21 protein-coding genes and 1 tRNA gene are annotated in these 18387 nt (G+C 62.2%); 15 read left to right on the forward strand and 7 right to left on the reverse strand.

Annotated elements, in window-relative coordinates:
• Positions 1-27 precede the first annotated feature (27 nt).
• The 3 genes from M2267_RS10250 to M2267_RS10260 all read left to right on the forward strand — a co-directional run bounded on the left by M2267_RS10250 (position 28) and on the right by M2267_RS10260 (position 2068).
• Entirely contained in the window at positions 28-1305 is a 1278-nt protein-coding gene (locus M2267_RS10250) for a class I SAM-dependent methyltransferase (RefSeq protein WP_429114410.1), read from the forward strand.
• A gap of 78 nt (positions 1306-1383) precedes the next feature.
• On the forward strand, positions 1384-1755 hold the full coding sequence (locus M2267_RS10255; protein ID WP_429114412.1) for an SMR family transporter: 372 nt from the start codon (positions 1384-1386) through the stop codon (positions 1753-1755).
• Positions 1742-2068: an SMR family transporter gene (locus tag M2267_RS10260; protein ID WP_043620407.1), complete on the forward strand. Its 327-nt coding sequence runs from the start codon at positions 1742-1744 to the stop codon at positions 2066-2068. The genes M2267_RS10255 and M2267_RS10260 overlap by 14 nt, the downstream gene beginning before the upstream one ends.
• Here the strand turns inward: M2267_RS10260 and M2267_RS10265 are convergent.
• A complete protein-coding gene (locus tag M2267_RS10265; protein ID WP_429114414.1) occupies positions 2056-2898 on the reverse strand; it encodes an SDR family NAD(P)-dependent oxidoreductase in 843 nt (280 codons plus the stop codon). The two genes, M2267_RS10260 and M2267_RS10265, sit on opposite strands and share 13 nt — an antisense overlap.
• A gap of 304 nt (positions 2899-3202) precedes the next feature.
• Between M2267_RS10265 and M2267_RS10270 the strand changes: the two genes are divergently transcribed.
• The 5 genes from M2267_RS10270 (at position 3203) to M2267_RS10290 (ending at position 6999) form a co-directional block, all read left to right on the forward strand.
• Positions 3203-4243 (forward strand): cysteine synthase A, encoded by a 1041-nt coding sequence (locus M2267_RS10270; RefSeq protein WP_429114417.1) that lies wholly within the window; start codon positions 3203-3205, stop codon positions 4241-4243.
• A gap of 7 nt (positions 4244-4250) precedes the next feature.
• Positions 4251-5000 (forward strand): alanyl-tRNA editing protein, encoded by a 750-nt coding sequence (locus M2267_RS10275; protein ID WP_429114418.1) that lies wholly within the window; start codon positions 4251-4253, stop codon positions 4998-5000.
• A 16-nt stretch (positions 5001-5016) separates the two neighbouring features.
• Positions 5017-5871: a 3-mercaptopyruvate sulfurtransferase gene (sseA, locus tag M2267_RS10280; protein ID WP_429114420.1), complete on the forward strand. Its 855-nt coding sequence runs from the start codon at positions 5017-5019 to the stop codon at positions 5869-5871.
• Between the two features lie 4 nt (positions 5872-5875).
• Complete coding sequence (locus M2267_RS10285; protein ID WP_043620393.1) at positions 5876-6439, forward strand: GNAT family N-acetyltransferase; 564 nt, start codon at positions 5876-5878, stop codon at positions 6437-6439.
• Between the two features lie 92 nt (positions 6440-6531).
• Positions 6532-6999: a DUF1203 domain-containing protein gene (locus M2267_RS10290; RefSeq protein ID WP_429114422.1), complete on the forward strand. Its 468-nt coding sequence runs from the start codon at positions 6532-6534 to the stop codon at positions 6997-6999.
• Positions 7000-7040: 41 nt separating this feature from the next.
• Here the strand turns inward: M2267_RS10290 and ald are convergent, their stop codons facing one another.
• Positions 7041-8159 (reverse strand): alanine dehydrogenase, encoded by a 1119-nt coding sequence (gene ald, locus M2267_RS10295; RefSeq protein ID WP_043620387.1) that lies wholly within the window; start codon positions 8157-8159, stop codon positions 7041-7043.
• 157 nt (positions 8160-8316) lie between these two features.
• Between ald and M2267_RS10300 the strand changes: the two genes are divergently transcribed.
• On the forward strand, positions 8317-8778 hold the full coding sequence (locus M2267_RS10300; protein ID WP_034791115.1) for an Lrp/AsnC family transcriptional regulator: 462 nt from the start codon (positions 8317-8319) through the stop codon (positions 8776-8778).
• A 15-nt stretch (positions 8779-8793) separates the two neighbouring features.
• On the opposite strand, the gene M2267_RS10305 is transcribed toward M2267_RS10300, so the two are convergent.
• The gene (locus tag M2267_RS10305; RefSeq protein WP_429114425.1) at positions 8794-10041 is read right to left on the reverse strand and encodes a diguanylate cyclase; all 1248 of its coding nucleotides are present in this window, start codon (positions 10039-10041) and stop codon (positions 8794-8796) included.
• Between the two features lie 242 nt (positions 10042-10283).
• Here M2267_RS10305 and M2267_RS10310 point away from each other — a divergent pair, with 242 nt between their 5' ends.
• Positions 10284-12257 (forward strand): bifunctional 2',3'-cyclic-nucleotide 2'-phosphodiesterase/3'-nucleotidase, encoded by a 1974-nt coding sequence (locus M2267_RS10310; RefSeq protein ID WP_429114531.1) that lies wholly within the window; start codon positions 10284-10286, stop codon positions 12255-12257.
• Positions 12258-12428: 171 nt separating this feature from the next.
• Here the strand turns inward: M2267_RS10310 and M2267_RS10315 are convergent, their stop codons facing one another.
• Both M2267_RS10315 and ilvA read right to left on the reverse strand, forming a co-directional pair.
• Entirely contained in the window at positions 12429-12749 is a 321-nt protein-coding gene (locus M2267_RS10315) for an HlyU family transcriptional regulator (RefSeq protein ID WP_112984212.1), read from the reverse strand.
• A gap of 76 nt (positions 12750-12825) precedes the next feature.
• Positions 12826-14073: a threonine ammonia-lyase gene (ilvA, locus tag M2267_RS10320; protein ID WP_043620378.1), complete on the reverse strand. Its 1248-nt coding sequence runs from the start codon at positions 14071-14073 to the stop codon at positions 12826-12828.
• Positions 14074-14228: 155 nt separating this feature from the next.
• On the opposite strand from ilvA, the gene M2267_RS10325 reads away from it, so the two are divergent.
• The 5 genes from M2267_RS10325 (at position 14229) to M2267_RS10345 (ending at position 17591) form a co-directional block, all read left to right on the forward strand.
• Positions 14229-15683, forward strand: a complete 1455-nt coding sequence (locus M2267_RS10325) for a TrkH family potassium uptake protein (protein ID WP_429114428.1) — start codon at positions 14229-14231, stop codon at positions 15681-15683.
• Between the two features lie 81 nt (positions 15684-15764).
• Positions 15765-16355: a hypothetical protein gene (locus tag M2267_RS10330; protein WP_429114430.1), complete on the forward strand. Its 591-nt coding sequence runs from the start codon at positions 15765-15767 to the stop codon at positions 16353-16355.
• A 4-nt stretch (positions 16356-16359) separates the two neighbouring features.
• Positions 16360-17070: an HAD family hydrolase gene (locus M2267_RS10335; RefSeq protein WP_429114432.1), complete on the forward strand. Its 711-nt coding sequence runs from the start codon at positions 16360-16362 to the stop codon at positions 17068-17070.
• A gap of 104 nt (positions 17071-17174) precedes the next feature.
• The gene (locus M2267_RS10340) at positions 17175-17435 is read left to right on the forward strand and encodes a hypothetical protein (protein ID WP_429114433.1); all 261 of its coding nucleotides are present in this window, start codon (positions 17175-17177) and stop codon (positions 17433-17435) included.
• A gap of 71 nt (positions 17436-17506) precedes the next feature.
• Positions 17507-17591: transfer RNA gene (locus M2267_RS10345), tRNA-Leu, on the forward strand.
• An 84-nt stretch (positions 17592-17675) separates the two neighbouring features.
• On the opposite strand, the gene M2267_RS10350 is transcribed toward M2267_RS10345, so the two are convergent.
• Positions 17676-17894 (reverse strand): hypothetical protein, encoded by a 219-nt coding sequence (locus M2267_RS10350; RefSeq protein ID WP_034791089.1) that lies wholly within the window; start codon positions 17892-17894, stop codon positions 17676-17678.
• 81 nt (positions 17895-17975) lie between these two features.
• Positions 17976-18218 carry a DUF2188 domain-containing protein gene (locus M2267_RS10355; RefSeq protein WP_402317240.1) on the reverse strand — a complete coding sequence of 81 codons (243 nt, stop codon included), beginning with the start codon at positions 18216-18218 and terminating at the stop codon, positions 17976-17978.
• Positions 18219-18387: the final 169 nt, after the last annotated feature.

The following is an 18387-nucleotide window of genomic DNA, read 5'->3' on the forward strand; positions in this document are numbered from 1 at the left end:
CCGATTGCGGCTAGGCTCACCTTACGGATGCAACAGCTGAGGGGGTGGTGTGTGCGTAACCTGGAAGCCGATTTTGCTGCATTTTCCGATGCGGTGGAGCTATCTTCCGACAACCTGGCGACGGCCGTGCGGGATTTTCCGCTCAAGGCGCGCATGGTGCTTGGCGCCTTGGTGCACCTTCAGGTGGGAACGCTGATGCTCGCCACGCCAGATGGTCGCCGGCTGGTGATCAAAGGCGCCAGGGCCGGCCCCAGCGCCATCCTCAATCTCAACAACTGGAACCTGCCCCAGCGCGCCATTTCAGGCGGCACCATCGGGGCCGCGGAAAGCTACATCGACGGCGACTGGGACAGTCCCGATGTCGGCGCCTTTCTCGAACTCTTCCTCGTCAACGCCGAAATCGGCAATAATTTCCCGAACCGCGCGCGCGGACTTCTGCGCCTCTTCGACAAGTTCCTGCACTGGCGCAATGCCAACACCCGCTCCGGCGCCCGCCGCAACATCCAGGCCCACTACGACCTCGGCAATGCGTTTTACAGCGAATGGCTCGATCCGAGCATGACCTATTCGTCCGCGCTCTACGCCACCGGCGCCAACGATCTCCGCTCGGCGCAGAAAGCCAAGTACCGCGCGCTGGCCGAGGCGACGAATCTGCGTGCCGGCGACCACGTGCTCGAGATCGGTTGCGGCTGGGGCGGCTTTGCCGAGTTCGCGGCAGCGGAAATCGGCTGCAAGGTCACCGGGCTGACGATCAGCCGCGAGCAACTGGCCTTCGCCCGCGAGCGCATGCAGCGGGCCGGCCTTGCCGACCGTGTCGAACTGAAGTTCCAGGACTATCGCGAGGAAACAGGCACCTATGACCGCATCGTCTCGATCGAGATGTTCGAGGCGGTCGGCGAAAAATTCTGGGCAACCTATTTCTCGCAGCTGAAGCGGTGCCTGAAACCCGGCGGCAAGGCCGGACTGCAGATCATCACGATCAAGCCCGAATCCTATGAGGAGTATCGCTCCAATCCGGATTTCATCCAGAAATACGTCTTCCCAGGCGGGATGCTGCCGACGCGCGAGCATCTGGTCGAGCTTGGCCGCAATGTCGGCCTGCGGATGATCAACGACTTCGGCTTCGGGGTAGACTATGCCCGCACGCTCGGCGAATGGCGGGAGCGGTTCTGGGCGGTCTGGAACCGGATCGAGCCGCTCGGCTTCGACCTGCGCTTCAAGCGGCTGTGGGAGTTCTACTTCTACTATTGCGAGGCCGGGTTCCGCGCCCGCAACATCGATGTCCGGCAGATCGTCTTCGAGTGAAGCGTACGCCGCGTCTTTACCGCGTCACCCGTAGCGCTTAAGAGGCGGTCGATCCAAGTTTCTGTTCAAAGGTACAGCATGCGTCTTGCATGGTTTTTCCTCGCGCTCGCCATCGCGACCGAAGTGGTGGGCCTGACGGTGATGAAGGCCGCTTCCGAAAGCGGCTCCTACCTCGGCCACATCGTCATGTATGTCTCGATCGCGCTCTCCTACGTCTTCCTGGCGAAGGCCGTGAAGACGATTTCGGTCGGCGTCGCCTACGCGATCTGGGAAGGTTCGGGGGTCGCCATCATCACACTGGTTTCGGTTTTCGTCTTCGGCCATGTGCTGACCGGACGCGAAATGCTCGGGCTTTCGATGGCGATCGTCGGCATCCTGCTCGTCAATGCAGGCGAGTATCATGAGGAAAACGAAGCAGCGCGTGAAGGAGCCGCCGATGAGCGCGCCTAGCATCTACTTCGTTCTCGCGGTCGTGGCCGGCATCCTCGATATTGGGGCCAACCTTGCATCGACGAAATCGGAGGGGTTCGCCCGCCGTGGCTGGGGCATTCTCTCGATCCTGCTGGTGCTCGCCGCCTTTGCCTTCCTGGCGGAAGCCACCAAGGGCATGGAGCTCGCCATTGCCTATGCCGTGCTTGGCGCAACCGGGATCTTCGGGACGGCCATCTGTGGCCGTTTCCTGTTCGGCCAGAAGCTGAAGCCGATCGGCTGGGTCGGGCTGGCGCTCATCTTCGGCGCTGTGCTGGTGCTTCACACCGCCTGACGCGGGTGCCCGCCGGGTCCGGCGTGCTTCTTGCCTTCCATGGCCTCCGCCTTGCCGCGGGTCAGCCAGCTCAACACGCGGAAATAGAGGCTGTAGGGCAAAAGATCCATGAGCTTCACCGCGTAGGCAAAGCGGCGCGGGAAGGCAATCTCGAACCGTCGCGACTTCAGGCCGGCGACGATACGCCTTGCCGCCTCCTCGCTGGTCACCGGTGCTGGTCTCAGAAATCGGATATGTGCGGTCCCGGGCGTATCGACGAAGCCGGGGCTGATGATCTGCAGCCTGATACCGAGCCGGTCCAGATCGAACTTCAGGCTTTCAGCCATATTGATCAGCGCGGCCTTGGTGGCGCCATAGGCGGCACTGGTCGGCAATCCGCCATAGCCGGCCACCGACGAGACGATGGCGATGTGTCCGTACCCCTGCGCCTTCATGTGCTCCACCGCCGGCAAGAGACAGTTGACGACGCCGTTGAGGTTGACGGCAAAGCTCTTCTCGAAGGCCTCGCGGTGAAGCTCGTCTCCCCGCACCGGCAGCGCGACCCCGGCGTTCAGCACCACGAGAGACAGATGCCCGTGATCGTATTCGATCGCCGCCATCACCCGCTCCATGTCGGCGGGGTCGGTGACATCGCCGTCGAGCACGGTGATCCGCCCTTCACTTGCCGCTTCATGCTGCAGATCCACGAGCCTGTCGTGGTTTCTCGCCGTCACGACGACGGAGTAGCCTTCGCGCACCAGCGCAAGCGCCAGTGCCCGCCCGGTTCCCGAGCTTGCGCCCGTTACCCAAGCCAGTTTCTGTTCCGATTTCGTAGATTGAATACTCATCACTCACTCCTCGGCACGCGCCGGGAAACACGTACGCATCTCCTTCTGTGGGCGAAAAATGACTTGCCCGGCCCTTCTTCGCGGCAGCGCTCCTTGCCGCCGGCTCTCGCCGTCCCTGGAGACGATTTTTGTTCGGGACAGAGCGACGGCGAAACGCTATTTCTTGCCTGAAGTGCAGGCTGAGCCGAAAACACGCCAACATTTCGGCGGTCCCGGAACGTTGTCGATATTCGCCGCCCGCCGTTCGTTTTTACCTGGTACGTGCCGCCTTGCCGCGGTGCCTGTCTTCAAACACGAGGTTCTGAAAATGGCCATTCTCCCGTCCGTGCTCGAAGCAATCGGAAACACGCCCCTGATCCGGCTGAAATCCGTTTCCGACGCGACAGGCTGCACGATCCTCGGCAAGGCCGAGTTTCTGAACCCCGGACAATCGGTGAAGGACCGGGCGGCCCTTTCGATCATCCGCCATGCGGAACGCACCGGGCAGTTGCGGCCGGGCGGCGTCATCGTCGAAGGCACGGCCGGCAACACCGGCATCGGGCTGGCGCTCGTCGGCCAGGCACTCGGCTACCGCACCGTCATCGTCATCCCGGAAACACAGAGCCAGGAAAAGAAGGACGCCCTGCGGCTGCTTGGCGCCGAGCTCGTCGAAGTGCCGGCCGTTCCCTATAAGAACCCCAACAACTACGTGAAAATTTCCGGCCGGCTCGCCGAGCAACTGGCCAAGTCCGAGCCGAACGGCGCGATCTGGGCCAACCAGTTCGACAACGTTGCCAACCGCGACGCCCATGTGGAGACCACGGCGCCCGAGATCTGGCGCGACACGGATGGCAAGGTCGACGGCTTCATCTGCGCCGTCGGCTCCGGCGGAACACTAGCCGGTGTCGCGCAAGGGCTGAAGGCGAAGAACCCGGCGATCAAGATCGGCCTTGCCGATCCGCAAGGGGCCGCACTCTACAATTTCTACACCAATGGCGAACTGAAGTCCGAGGGAAGCTCGATCACCGAAGGCATCGGCCAGGGCCGCATCACCGCCAACCTCGAAGGCTTCACGCCCGACTTCTCCTACCAGATCCCCGATTCGGAAGCGGTGCCGTACGTCTTCGATCTGATCGAGCGGGAAGGCATCTGCGTCGGCGGCTCGACGGGCATCAACATCGCCGGCGCGGTGCGGCTCGCCAAGGATCTCGGACCGGGACATACGATCGTGACGATCCTGTGCGACTATGGTAACCGCTATCAGTCGAAGCTCTTCAACCCGGACTTCCTCGCCTCCAAGGGGCTGCCGGTGCCAACGTGGTTGAAGACGGCTTCCAACATTGCAGTGCCATACGAATCAGTTGGATAGGAATGCGATGACCAGGACCGTGACCGCCCTCTTCCGTGACGACTTCTACCTCTCGACCTGCGAGGCCAATGTCACCGGAATCCTCGAAGACGGCGGGATCGAGCTTGATCAGACCTGCTTCTATGCCACCTCCGGCGGCCAGCCCGGCGACACGGGCTTTCTGGAGCGCGCCGATGGCAGCCGCATCGACATCGCGGTCGCCCGCCATGGGCAGACCAAGGACATCATCATCCACGTGCCGGCCGAGGGCCAGCCGGCACCCGAGATCGGCGAGAAGCTGGTTCTGCACATCGACTGGCCGCGCCGCTACCGGCTGATGCGTATGCACACGGCCTGCCACCTTCTTTCGGTCGTCTGTCCCTTCCCGATCACCGGAGCCTCGGTCGGCGAGGACGAGAGCCGTGTCGATTTCGACATGAGCGAGACGATCGACCGGGACGAGGTCACGACAGCGCTGATGAAGCTCGTCGACGAAAACCACCCCGTTTACGTCCAGTGGATCACCGACGACGAACTCGCCGCCAACCCCGGCATCGTCAAGTCGAAGAATGTTCGCCCGCCGATCGGCCTTGGGCGCGTCAGCCTTGTCTGCATCGGCGAGAATTCGGCGATCGACAGTCAGCCCTGCGGCGGCACGCATGTGTCGGAAACGCAGGAAGTCGGCGCCATCCACATCGCCAAGATCGAGAAAAAGGGTAAGGAGAACCGCCGGTTCCGTATCCGCTTCGGTACCCCCGAAGACCGCGCATCAGTTTGAGTAAGGAGTTGCGACCGTGACCAACAACAAGAGCGCCTTTGTCGTTTCCGCCGATTGGCTGCAGGAGCGCCTTGGCGATCCCTCGATCCGGATCCTCGACGCGTCGTGGTACCTGCCGGCACAGAAGCGCAACCCGAAGGCGGAATACGACGCCGGGCACATTCCCGGTGCGGTCTTCTTCGACCAGGACGCCATTGCCGACCATACGAGTGGCCTGCCGCACACGCTGCCTTCGCCGGAAGCTTTTGCCGAAGCCGTCGGCGCGCTCGGCGTCAGCGAGAGCGACACGATCGTCGTCTATGACGGCCCCGGCATCATGACGGCGCCACGCGTGTGGTGGGAATTGCGCATCATGGGCGCCAAGAATGTCTATGTACTCGATGGCGGCATGGACGGCTGGAACCGGGAAGGCCGGCCCGTCAGCACGGACGTGCCCTCGCCCAAGCCGGCCACGTTCAAGCCGAGCTTCACGCCGGCCGCGGTCACGTCTCTCGCGGGGATGAAGCAGATCGTCGCCGATGGCGCGATCCAGATCGCCGACGCCCGCGGCGCCCCGCGCTTTTATGGCGAGGAAGCCGAGCCGCGCGCCGGCCTTCGTTCGGGCCACATGCCCGGCGCCCACAGTCTGCCGTCCGGCGTATTTTCGGAAAACGGGAAGCTGAAGGATCTTGAGAGCCTCCGCCAGACATTTGCCGCCGCCGGCGTCGATCTTTCGAAGCCCGTGGTCACCACCTGCGGATCGGGCGTGACTGCCGCCATCATCACCTTGGCGCTGCAGTCGCTCGGCCACACCGACAACACGCTCTATGACGGATCCTGGTCGGAATGGGGCGGGCGCGCTGACACCGCCGTCGTCACGGGTCGCGAGTGACGCCATGCGCACTCCGAAGCTCGCCTCGCTGACGGCGCACGTCACCGAACTCGAAATGACGGCTCCGCCGAAGCAGAGCCTGCCGATGCCGGTCAACATCCAGACCGCGATCCTGCGCGTCTCCGACATTCCGCTCGGCTACTATCGGTTTCTCTATCTGCGCGTCGGACGCCGCTGGCATTGGACCGAACGGCTGCGGATGAGCGACGAGGATCTGGCTGCCCTGCTTGGAGACAAGCGGCGGAGCGTAACGGTCCTTTACGTCAACGGCGCCCCGGCCGGATTCTTCGAGCTGCATCAGGGCGACGACGACGTGGTCGAGCTTGTGCATTTCGGCCTGATGGAACACGCACTCGGCCTCGGGCTCGGCAAGTGGTTCCTGCTGCAGACGCTGTTTGCTGCCTGGGCGCTGAATCCGAGCAAGTTGACGGTGACCACCAACAACCTCGACCATCCCCGCGCGCTGCAGCTCTATCAGCAATTCGGCTTCTCGCCGGTCGCGACCCGCGAAGCCACAGTCAAGCCTTTGACCGATGCCGAACTTCTGAAGCTGGTGAAGAACCTCTGAAGAACACCATGCGGCAAGTTCCGGGTGTCCCGATTGCTGCGGCCAGTGCACTCTCCTGATCGAACAACAAAAGCCGATCAAGGAGATACACTATGTCGTTGCGCTATATTCCGATGTCCGACGCGGAAGCTCGCCGGATGAGAGAAGGCGGGCTGGACGCCTATGGCAATGCGCCGGAGCGACAGATCTCCGATGGCGGCGGCGTACCCTGCCGTCATTGCCTGGATTATGTCGGGGCCGGCGCACCCTATCTGGTTTTCGCGCTTCGGCCGTTTTCCTCGTTGCAGCCCTATGCGGAAACCGGGCCCGTGTTCATGCACGCCGAGGCCTGCCCGGCGCATGACGGCGACGCGTTGCCGCCGATCCTGAACTCACGCGCCGACTACCTGCTGCGCGGCTACGGCGCGGACGAGCGCATCGTCTATGGAACCGGCGACGTTGTTGCCAGGGAAGACGTGGAAAGTCGCGCGACAGAATTGCTGTCGAGACCGGACGTTACGTCCGTGCACGTCCGCTCCACCCGGAACAATTGCTACCAGTGCCGGATAGAGCTGGCCTGAGACGAAATGGGCCCGGCATTGCTGCCGGGCCGAAACGATTGTCAGGCGACGTTCAGAACTGCTTCGGGCGCATAGGCATCATAGCCGAGCGCTTCGGCCACGGGCGCGTTGGTGACGCGACCGCGGTGCACGTTGAGGCCGGCACGCAGATGCCGGTCCTCGGCAATCGCCTTCAGGCCCTTGTCGGCGAGTTGCAGACCATAATGCAGCGTGGCGTTGTTGAGCGCATGCGCCGAGGTCACCGGTACCGCGCCCGGCATGTTCGCAACGCAGTAGTGCACGATGCCGTCAACCTCATAGGTGGGGTCGGAATGGGTCGTCGCATGCGAGGTCTCGAAGCAGCCGCCCTGGTCGATGGCGACGTCGACGATGACAGCCCCCTTCTTCATGCCGGTCAGCATTTCGCGGGTCACGAGCTTCGGTGCCGCAGCGCCCGGTATCAGCACGGCCCCAATGACGAGATCGGCCGAGAAGACCTCCTCTTCCAGCGCATCGATAGTCGAATAGCGCGTGTGTACGCGGCCGGAAAAGAGATCGTCGAGCTGGCGCAGACGCGGGATCGAGCGATCGATGATGCTGACGTCAGCCCCGAGCCCCGCCGCCATGCGGGCGGCATGCAGGCCGACGACCCCGCCACCGATGACGGTCACCTTGGCCGGCAGCACGCCGGGCACGCCGCCGAGCAGGATCCCGCGGCCACCATTGGCTTTCTGGAGCGAGGTCGCACCGGCCTGGATCGCCAGGCGCCCGGCAACTTCGGACATCGGCGCGAGCAGCGGAAGGCCGCCGCGATCGTCGGTGACGGTCTCGTAGGCAATCGCCGTGACGCCGGAATTGAGCAGGCCCTTGGTCTGTTCCGGATCGGGCGCAAGATGCAGATAGGTATAGAGAATTTGGCCTTCGCGCAGTTGCGCCCATTCGGAGGGCTGCGGCTCCTTGACCTTGACGATCATGTCCGACTTTTCGAACACGTCCTTTGCCGTCGCGACGATTTTCGCGCCAGCGGCACGGTACGCATCGTCGTCCGCGCCGATCCCTGCCCCGGCCTTGGTTTCCACGATTACCTCGTGGCCATGGGCAACATATTCACGCACCGAGCCGGGCGTCAGGCCGACACGATATTCATGGTTTTTGATTTCCTTCGGGCAACCGACACGCATTCTTGCGTTCCTCTCCTGTAATGGGCTTTGCGCCGCTTTTGACGAGGCAATCAGCAAAACACGCGGACAATCGAATGTCCTTGCAAAGACGAAAGCCAACGCGCATTGATTTCGAAGAATATTGCGGAATTTGGAGAAATATTGAGGGAAATCACCAATGAGCGAACTTGACGCCATCGATCATGCGATTCTGCGCATTCTTCAGCAGAACGGTCGGATCTCGAATGCCGACCTCGCGGCCAAGGTCGGGCTCTCGCCGTCGGCCTGCTCGCGCCGGGTCGACATCCTGGAAAAGTCGGGAACGATCGCCGGATACCATGCCCGGATCGCCCACAAGGCGCTCGACTACCAGATCATGGTCATCGTGCACATTTCGCTCTCGGGGCAGTTCGCCAAGACGCTCGCCGAATTCGAGGCGGCGGTAAAGCTCTGTCCGAACGTGCTCGTCTGCTACCTGATGTCGGGGGAATACGACTATATCCTGCGGGTGGCGGCCAAGGATCTGCAGGACTACGAGCGCATTCACCGCGACTGGCTTTCGGCCCTGCCCCACGTGGTGAAGATCAACTCGAGCTTCTCGCTGCGCGAAATCATCGATCGGCCGAATGTCGGCATCTGAAGGCGGCCGCAGACCCTACCGGCCGACGACGCAATCGCGGCCGCGTCCCTTGGCGGCATAGAGCCTCAGATCGGCCTGCGCCAGCAGATGCTCGACCGAGCCCCCATCGGCCGGCGTCGACGATAGGCCGATGCTCGCCGTCACCGGGCGCCCATCCGGCGTCGACAACTGGCTCGATATCGCGATCCGGATTTCATCGGCGCGCCGCAGCCCATCCACGTGGTCCATCTCCGGACAAAGGATGACGAACTCCTCGCCACCGTAGCGGAACAGGCGATCGACGGGGCGAATCTTTGATTTCACCGTTTCGACCAGCTGTTGGAGCACGCGATCGCCCTCGAGATGCCCGAAGCGATCGTTGACGCCCTTGAAGTGGTCGACGTCGATGATCATCAGCGTCACGGCTGCGTTTTCGGCGCTCGCGGCGTGCAGCATTGCCGGTGCCTCGACCTCGAATCGGCTGCGGTCGAGCGAGCCCGTCAGCGTGTCCTGCCCGGAGCGCGACAAGAGGTCCTCGTAGCGCTCACGGAAGGTCAGCGTGTTGAAGATATCGCCGAGCGGCCGGTCCGACATGGCAAGCGACGGGTGGCGCGAGAGGTTGAGATAAAGGCCGACGGCAAGGGCATAGAAGGGCGCCGCCAGCATCTTCGCCATCCAGCCACCCCAGAAGACCTCCGCCGGCGCGCCGTTCCACCAGCGCAGCGCCGCATAGAAGGCGGCCTGGTCGAATGTGAGCACCGCTACACCGCAGATGAGGAAACGGACAGTCACGAAGTGACGCAACCAACGACCGAGGCGCTCGTAGAGCAGGATGATCATCAGCGCATCGAAGTAGAGGATCGTCGTCCCCCAGACCATCAGCCATCCCATCTCGTCGATGAAGGCGAGGTCGGCGGAGCGCTCCGCGACGATCGACACCGTATCGTGCTGCCGCAGCAGAAGGCTGAGCGCCACCGTCAGGAAATTGCCGGCGAGCAGGCCATAGATCGGTTGGCGCACCGTTGCTGCGTCCTCCTTCACATAGAGAAGGAGGATCATCATCAACTTGCCGGAAAACAGGACGGCCGATCCCGGCGAGATCACGCCGAACGGCAGTTGCACATAGAAGACCGCAGCGAGATAGGTTTCGATGAAGTGCATGACGCCAAGGGCGGCGACAAATACCCCGAGCCCCAGTCGGGCACGAAGGTGCAACAGCCCGATCATCGCCGTCACGTAGACCAGCGCCTCGCCGACGAAGAGAAGAAGGTTGGCGTTTGGCATGTGCTTGAGAAAGTTCCGTTTCCTGGAGCACCGTTAACCAGGAAACTTGAAGAAAACTTTACCAGGTGTCCGCTGTTGCTCGACCTTTCAGTGCGAAAATCTGCCGCTTTCGGAAACGGCGGCTTTCCGGCATAGTCGGCTCCAACCCACCGTCGTTCGGTGACCAGCGAACAAAACTCCCGATTGTATTCCTTTTCCATGAAGACCCGCATTCTTGATAAATGGAGGACCGCATGACATCGATGACTTCCCCGCTTCACCTCACGCGCCGCTCGCTTCTCGCGGGGGCCGCGGCCTCCTCGGCACTCGTCATGCTGCATCCATTCTCGGCGCGCGCCGCCGCCAATCAGGCGCATCTCAGGATCATGGAATCGACGGACTTGCACGTCCACGTGTTCCCCTACGACTACTATGGCGACAAGCCTAACGACACGGTCGGCCTTGCGCGCACCGCCTCGATCATCGACGCCATCCGCGCCGAAGCGACGAACTCCATGCTCGTGGATAACGGCGACTTCCTGCAGGGCAATCCGATGGGCGACTACATCGCCTATCAGCGCGGCATGAAGGATGGCGACATCCACCCGATCGTCGCCGCCATGAACGTGCTCGGCTATGACTGCGGCACGCTCGGCAACCACGAATTCAACTATGGCCTGGACTTCATGTTCAAGGTGCTGAACGGGGCGAATTTCCCTGTGGTCTGCGCCAACCTGACGAAGGGATCGCTTGCCGCCAAGGCGCGCCAGGACGAACTGTTCCTGAAGCCTTATGTCATTCTCGACCGCAAGGTGAAGGACGGTTCCGGCCAGGAGCATTCGATCCGCGTCGGCCTTATCGGCTTCGTACCGCCGCAGATCATGACCTGGGACGCCAAGCACCTGGAAGGCAAAGCCAATGCCCGCGACATCGTCAAGGCGGCCGAAGCCTGGGTGCCGCAGATGCGCGAAGAAGGCGCCGACATCGTCGTGGCGCTCTCGCACTCCGGTATCGGCCAGCAGGCCTATGCGGAGAACCTCGAGAACGCCTCCGTGCCGCTGGCCGCAATCGAAGGCATCGATGCGATCGTCACCGGCCACAGCCACCTGGATTTCCCCGGACCGAAGTTCAAGGAGATTGCCGGCGTCGACAACGAGAAGGGGCTGATCTCCGGCAAGCCCGGCGTCATGGGCGGCTTCTGGGGCTCGCATCTCGGCCTGATCGACCTGTTGATCGAGCGCGACGGCGGCAAATGGCGCGTCGTCAGTTCGACGAGCGAGGCACGCCCGATCTACCGCCGCGAGGACAAGAAGGTCATCGCCGAGGTCGCCGACAAGCCGGAGGTCCTGGCGGCCGCCCAGAAGGACCACGAGGCGACGCTTGCCTATGTGCGCACGCCCGTCGGCAAGACCAGCGCGCCGCTCTATTCCTACTTTGCCCTGGTCGCCGACGATCCGTCGGTGCAGATCGTCAGCCAGGCGCAGACCTGGTACATCAAGGACATGCTGAAGGAGACCGAACACCGCGACCTGCCGGTGCTTTCGGCGGCTGCCCCCTTCAAGGCCGGTGGTCGCGGCGGCGCCGACTACTACACCGACGTTCCGGCCGGCGACATCGCCATCAAGAACGTCGCGGATCTGTACCTCTATCCGAACACGGTGCAGGCCGTGGTCATTACCGGCGAGCAGGTACGCAACTGGCTGGAAATGTCTGCCGGGATCTTCAACGAGGTCAAGCCGGGCGCTTCCGACGCGCCACTGATCAACGGCGGCTTCCCGTCCTACAATTTCGACGTCATCGACGGGGTCACCTATCAGATCGACCTTTCCGTACCGCCGAAGTTCGACAAGGACGGCAACACCATCAACGCCGCCTCAAACCGCATCAAGAACCTGCAGTTCAACGGACAATCGATTGATCCGGCTCAGAAATTCGTCGTAGCGACCAACAACTACCGCGCCGGCGGCGGCGGCAACTTCCCCGACATCGGCGCCGACAAGGTGGTCTTCGTCGCGCCCGACACCAACCGCGATGTGGTGGTCCGCTACATCATCGAGCAGGGCACGATCAACCCGTCGGCCGACGCCAACTGGACCTTCGTCCCGCTCGCAGGCACCAGCGTGACCTTCGACAGCGGACCGAAGGCGCGGCAGTTCCTGGCGCAGGTGAAGGGCGTGACGATCGAGGACGCCGGTGACGCTGCCGAGGGTTTTGCGCGTTTCCGCATCAAGCTCTGAGCCACGAACCGATCAGTGGGCTGCCGCTTGCGGTGGCCCACACACTTGGCGCCTGGCCGCTCCAGCAGGCTAAACCGCCGACTCAAGTCTCCGGCATTCCTGCCGCAGAACATGAGCTGCGGCAGACAATGTTCTGTTTATTTTAGATTATCTTGGATATAGGCGCGCGGCTCAGACCTGGCGCGACGGGGCGTCATCGGAAAACAGCGACGGACCGGTCTGGTCAATGATCTGGCGCCCCTTGCGCAACGCAGCGTCGATCGCGTCCTGCTCGGACGTGAAGAGATCGGCGCGGATGAAGCTGCGGACCTTGGCGCCGCCTTCGGCCGAGACCTTCTCGATGTTGCCCGCCAGACGAAACTGGGAGCCCTCGCGCATCGGCGTCGCGCGGATGGTGCAATCCGCATAGGCCTCGGATTTCCCCGGCGCTGCCTGCGCCTGGTCTTCAGAGTTGCCGGAGCGGCCGAACAATTTCGAGAAAAACGATGCCATGCCCAAGACTTAGACGCCGCGGCCGACACTGTCAAAGCTTAAGTGCCGATATTCGACCGCGACGCCCTCACGCCGATCAGATGATGAGGTTGGAGAGGATCTCGTTCTCGGTAATGTCCTGATAGCGCAGCCCCGCAGCGTCGAAGCGAGCCTTCAACACGGGGAAGTTCTCCGCCTGTTTCGTTTCGATGCCAATCAGGATGGAACCGAAATTGCGGGCCGACTTCTTCAGATACTCGAAGCGCGAGATGTCGTCTTCGTCGCCAAGCAGGTTGAGGAAATCGCGAAGCGCGCCCGGCCGCTGCGCCATGCGCAGGATGAAATACTTCTTGAGGCCGGCATGGCGCATCGCCCGCTCCTTGACGTCGGGAAGGCGTTCGAAGTCGAAGTTGCCGCCGGAAACGACCGCGACCACCGTCTTGCCCGCAAGCGCCTCGGGGCCCAGCGCTTCGAGCGCCGAAATCGAAAGGGCTCCGGCCGGTTCGAGCACGACGCCTTCGACATTCAGCATGTCGACGATCGTCCGGCAGATGGCATTTTCGGCCAGCAGCATAACCTGGTCAGGCGAGAAGCGCCGCAACGCTGCAAAGTTCAGATCGCCGATCCGCCCGACGGCGGCACCGTCGACGAAGTTGTCGACCTGGTCGAGGGTCACGACACTGCCGGTTTCCAGGCTTTCCCGCAGGCTCGGCGCACCCGACGGCTCGCAGAAGATGAAATGATCGGCCGCGACCTTGTCCTTGAGGTAGCCGGTGACGCCGGCGGCAAGGCCGCCACCACCGACCGGCAGCACGACGAGATCAGGGATGACACCTTCCGGCAGCTGCCAGGCAATTTCCGCCGCGACGCTCGCCTGCCCCTCGATGATGTCGGCGTGATCGAAAGGCGGCACCATGACGCCGCCGATCGCTTCCACGTGGTCGCGGGCAGCCTTGTAGCATTGATCGAAGATATCGCCGACCAGTTTGATGGTGATGAACTCGCCGCCGAACATCCTGGTCTTGTCGATCTTCTGCTGCGGCGTCGTCACCGGCATGAAAACGACACCCGGAACGCCGAAATGGCGGCAGACGAAGGCGAAGCCCTGGGCGTGGTTGCCGGCCGAGGCGCAGACGAATGTCTTCCCCGAGGCACCGGCACCGATCGCCTTGCGGAAGAAGTTGAAGGCGCCCCTGATCTTGTAGGAGCGAACCGGCGAAAGATCCTCGCGCTTGAGGTAAATGTTGGCGCCGTAGCGCGCGCTCAGGTGCTCGTTGAGCTGCAGCGGCGTCGGCGGGAAGATCTCCCGCAAGGCTTCGGTTGCGGTTTCGACATCCTGCTTCATCACGTGCGGTCTTCCGTTGAGTTGGTCGCTGGCGGTCGCTATTGCACATCGCAACGCCCGAAGCCATGGCTTTGACTCGAATCGGGCCGACGTTGAAAATGACGCACTGACCGTTCCACCGGCACGGCCATACTGTTTTTCCGGGAAATGAACGCTTGAACGCAACCCTGATCCGGCATGCCGTGCACATTTCGGCGATCCTCGGCATATATCTTGCTTGCGCCATGTTGGTGCCGGCGATGGTCGATCTCTATTACGGCCATTCGGATTGGCAGATCTTTGCCGCTTCGGCGTTCATGGTCGGCGGCCTTTCGCTTGCGACCTTCATGGCGACGCGCATGGGCCCGCCGCCCTTCTCCAAGAAGTTCGGCTTTGTTCTCGTCAATATGCTGTGGGCCGTGTTCTCGGTTGTCGGCGCGATCCCGCTCTGGCTGTCATCGATGAAGCTCGATTTTGCCCAGGCACTGTTCGAATCCGTCTCGGCCATCACGACGACCGGTGCGACCGTGATCGTCGGTCTGGACGATGCGCCGCCGGGGCTCCTCCTCTGGCGGTCGCTTTTGTGCTGGCTTGGCGGCATCGGCATCGTCGTGCTCGGCCTGTTCATCATCCCCTATCTCAGGGTCGGCGGCATGTCGTTCTTCAAGATGGAGTCCTCCGACACGAGCGACAAACCCTTTGCCCGGCTCGCGAGCTTTAGCCGCGCCTTCCTGGCGATCTATGTCGTCATCACGCTTCTCTGCACCATCGGCTATTTCCTGACGGGCATGAACCGCTTCGATGCGATCAACCACGCGATGTCGACGGTGGCGACAGGTGGTTTTTCCACCCATGATGCATCCTTCGCCTATTTCGGCAGCATTCCGCTGCTCTGGACCGCCACCTTCTTCATGGCGCTCTGCAGCCTGCCCTTCTCGATCCTGATCGTGCTGGTCGCTCGTGGCAGGCTCGACGCGTTGCGCGACCCGCAGATCATCGTGTTCCTCGGCTATCTCTCAGCCTTCTCGATTGCCGTTGCCGTCTATCATCGGCTCGCCAATGGCGTGGAATTCCATCTGGCGCTGGCACATTCCTTCTTCAACATCACCTCTATTCTCTCGACCAGCGGCTATGCCAGCCAAGACTACACGCTCTGGGGACCCTTCGTCGTCATCGCCGCCTTCATCGCCACCTTCATGGGCGGTTGTTCCGGATCGACCGCCGGCGGCATCAAGGCCTATCGCTTCATCGTGCTCTTCAATGCGATCCGGTCGGGGCTGAACAAGATCGTCTACCCCAACGCGATCTATGCGGTGCGCTATGGCGGCAACACCGTCGATGCTGACACGCAGCGCTCCATCTTCCTGTTCTTCATCACCTATATCCTGCTGTGGGTGCTCGGCAGTCTCGCCATGGGCGCGCTCGGCTACGATCTGGTCACCGCGACCTCGGCGGTCATTACCTGCCTTTCCAATGTCGGCCCGGGCCTTGGTCCGATCATCGGCCCGGCCGGAAACTTCTCGACACTCGGCGATCCCGAACTCTACCTGCTGTCGCTGATGATGCTGCTCGGTCGTCTCGAAGTGCTGACCGTGTTGGTAATCCTGACGCCGGTCTTCTGGAAGCATTGACCATTCGCCTCGCGGCCCTATCGTCTTGACTCGGTGCAGCAGATGCCGAAAGTCGGTCGAAACCGGCGATGGGGGAACGTCATGGTGAAACATATACGTCGTCTGGCGATGCTGACCGCCGCCGTGACGCTCTCGGCTGGTCTCGTCGCCCATGCCGGGCCGCTTGCCGACGCGGCGGTGCAGGCCGAGAAGCTCGCGGCATCCGGCGACGCGGCGAAGGCCCATGAGCTGCTCCGCCAGGCGATGAGCGATTTCTCGCAAACGCTGCCACTGGCGATCGGCAAGGCGGTTTTCGTCACCAAGGCGCCGACCGGCTACGCCATGTACGACCCGCGCGAGGGCGCGGTGTTCAAGGAAGGAGAGTCGCTGATCTCCTATATTGAGCCGATCGGCCTCACCTGGAAGGATTCGGCAACGAAGGGCCAACTCGAAAGCCACTTCACCGTCGACTTCGATATTCTCAACCCGAAGGGCGACGTGCTCGCGGGCCAGAAGGCGTTCGGTGATTTCACCTTCACCGGCCACCTCAGAAACCAGGAAATTTATTCGACGCTGACCATCGACGTCTCAGGTGCTCCCGCCGGCGACTATGTGCTGCGCTTCCATTTCAATGACGTCAACAGCGGCAAGAGCGCCAGCGTCGACCAACCATTCAAGATTGCCGGACCGTAATACCATGCCCCACGCAGTAACGACCGTCGGCTTCGATGCCGACGATACACTCTGGCAGAACGAGCAGTTCTTCCGGCTGACGGAAGCGCGCTTCGCCGAGCTTCTGAGCGCCCACACGGACACCGAACACCTGTCGGAGCGGCTGCTTGCGGCGGAGAAGCGCAACCTCGGCCTCTACGGCTTCGGCATCAAGGGCTTCGTGCTCTCCATGGTCGAAACCGCCGTCGACGTCACCGATGGCAAGGTGCCCTCCTCGGTCATCGCCGAGATCCTCGCCGCCGGGCGCGACATGCTCGTGCACCCGGTTGAGCCGCTGCCGCATGTCAAGGAAACGCTCGAAGCACTTCACGGCCACTTTCGCCTTGTCATGATCACAAAGGGCGATCTCTTCGACCAGGAGCGCAAGCTCGCCGCCTCCGGCCTTGGCGACCATTTCGACGCCGTCGAGATCGTCAGCGACAAGACCGTCGCCACCTACGAGCGCATCTTCAAGCGTCACGGCGACGGGGCGCTGAAAAGCATGATGGTCGGCAATTCGCTGAAGTCGGATATCGTGCCTGCACTCGGTGCCGGAAGCTGGGGGGTCTATGTCCCGCACGCGCTCACCTGGTCGTTCGAACACGACGATAAACCAGAGGACCATCCGCGGTTTCGCGAGATTGCGGATCTCGGCGGGTTGGGCTCGGTCCTTGAGCGCTTGACACCGAAGGCTTGACTGTCGTCCGCAAGCGCCAAGTCGATCGCAATTATAAGTTGATGCGTATCGATGATACACGAATCAGCTTATCGTCCACATGGTGGCTTAGATGAGGGGAATCAATGTTGGCGCTTGTTTTCGGTGCAGCGATTGCGATGGTGATGGTGGGCAGGCTCATTGGATGGCTGCTGCGGAAGGTTTCGGCTTTGAGCGTCTTTTCCTCGCGCCTCGCGGGTTTGGCGGTTCTGTTGTTTGTCGCACCCGCCATCTACTCGTTCAATTCGGGCTGGCCGTTTGTCGACGCGTTTTTCGTCTACGCCCTCGGGGCACTGATTGCCGCGGCCGTCTTCTACTTCATGAAGACGAGAGAACAGCGCGCCTAAGGGCGTTGTCCACCCCGTAAACCCCCGATCACCCTTGACTGTTTGACCTGAGTGTTTGATCTAGGCTGTATGCGGGCGTGGCGAAACTGGTAGACGCAAGAGACTTAAAATCTCTCGGCCTTGGCTGTGCGGGTTCGATCCCCGCCGCCCGCACCAGGCAATCGGTTTTCAAGGATCAACAGGATAGGCGCATCCGATGCTCTCAGGAGAGCGAGACGTTGCGCCGGCGAGACTGGCCGCTCAGTTGTTGTAGTAATAACAATCGCATTCCGCCTGGTAGGCGTCGTCGTGCCAGACGCGGACGGCGAGTTTCGTTGCGCATCCCTGGTTTTCCAGCCTGAGGCCGAGAAGCGAGACCGCTGCCGCCTTGGAATTGGGGGCGTCCACCTCGATTGCCGATCCGACCTGGTGGACACCCTGCCGCGGGGTCCAGGTGAAGATCTGAACGCTGTAGTGCATCGAATATCCTCCGTGGGAGAGATGGTGTGCACGCAATACTAAACGCTATGTGTTCGCATAGAGCCGGTCGCCTTGACCGTTTCAGCCGTCTTCGACGGTCGCTTCAGGCCGATCGCCGCCATCCGTGTGTTCGAAGTGCCAGTGGCCCTCTTCGTCCTGGAAGCTGATCTCCTCGTCGTCGCCGCCGACCTGCTGTTCGGCGGCGGCGGCCTTGGCGGCGGCAAGCGCCGTTTCGCGGTTGGGAAAGGGTTCCGAATAGGCGTCGGCGGCCTTGTAGGCCCATCCGCCGTCATGAGGAACGATGGTGTAAGTAATCCGCGCCATGCTTCCCTCCCAATAATCCGAAAGACGTTCCCGTCTTCGGCGGGCCGTTGCCGCACAGCCCCGCATTCCTCCTCGTCAAAGGCATACTCAATGCCGAACGCCGCGGATATTAGCACAAGTGTGGTACGAATTGCCACATTCGCGAATCACCCGGAAAGGCTAGCCGCCA

The organism is Ensifer sp. KUDG1 (assembly GCF_050434285.1).
Lineage (GTDB): Bacteria > Pseudomonadota > Alphaproteobacteria > Rhizobiales > Rhizobiaceae > Ensifer.